This window comes from Microvirga sp. 3-52, from assembly GCF_018383585.1.
Taxonomy (GTDB): domain Bacteria; phylum Pseudomonadota; class Alphaproteobacteria; order Rhizobiales; family Beijerinckiaceae; genus Microvirga.
Genome location: NZ_JAHAMK010000085.1, coordinates 1 through 1001 on the forward strand (window position 1 = coordinate 1; position 1001 = coordinate 1001).

Genomic DNA, 1001 nt, shown 5'->3' on the forward strand with positions numbered 1-1001 from the left:
GTGGCCGCCCGCGCCGATGACGGCTCCCTGCCGGTCAGCGCCTTCCTGCGCCCGGCCAGCAGCAGCGACCTGATCGACAAGGGCGCCGCCGTCGGACGCGCCTACGTCGGCACAACAGCAGACCTCGGCGCGTTCGAGTATGGGTCCAGCGCTCCCCAGCCTGCGCCGACGCCGACCCCCACGCCGACCCCCACCCCCACCCCCACACCGACCCCGACGAAAACCGTCACGGGCACCAGCGGCAACAACAAGCTGACTGGCACGACGGCCATCGAAAAGATCGATGGCAAGAGTGGCAACGACTACCTATGGGGCAAGGGTGGCAGTGACATCCTCACGGGTGGTGCAGGAAAGGACTCCTTCACGTTCGACACGAAGCTTGGCTCCAGCAATGTCGACACCATCACCGACTTCAGCGTGAGGGATGACACCATCCGTCTCAATGACTCGGTTTTCACCAAGCTCGGAACGACGGGAACCTTGGCAGCCAGCAAGTTCGTGATCGGCGAGAAGGCCTTGGATTCCACCGACCGTATCATCTACAACAACAAGACGGGTGCTCTGTCGTATGACGCTGACGGTTCAGGCCGCGGCGCAGCGATCCAGTTCGCCAAAGTTGACACTTACCTAAAGATGACGGCCGCGGACTTCGTGGTTATCTAACGATAGCCATGTTTCCTAGTAGCCCCGGTAATCCGGGGCTACTTTTCTTGTAGACAAGGCATGCGAGCGCGTCATCGGCTCGTGAGCGCCTAGTGGTATCCACCTAACAAAAGAGTCCGCTGAAGGATTCCCCTCAGCCGGTGCGCATGCGAGTCTGTGGTATGCGGACTGGCATTTCGATCACTCTTACCCCGTCTGACCGGCATCGCCTTGAGGCGCTGACCAGCAACCGGAACACGGCTCAGAAACATGTCTGGCGGGCCGCCATCGTGCTGTTGAGCGCGGATGGCATCGGCACGACCGAGATCATGCGCCAGACCGGCACCTCCAAGACCTGC

At 61.5% G+C, this 1001-nt stretch carries 1 protein-coding gene and 1 pseudogene; both read left to right on the forward strand.

Going from position 1 to position 1001, the window contains the following annotated elements; genetic code table 11:
• Positions 1 to 663: M10 family metallopeptidase C-terminal domain-containing protein (locus tag KHP60_RS24845; protein ID WP_213566935.1), on the forward strand; the 663-nt coding region annotated here is incomplete at its 5' end.
• Positions 664 to 824: 161 nt separating this feature from the next.
• Positions 825 to 1001, forward strand: a pseudogene (locus KHP60_RS24850) (IS630 family transposase); the annotation flags it as partial.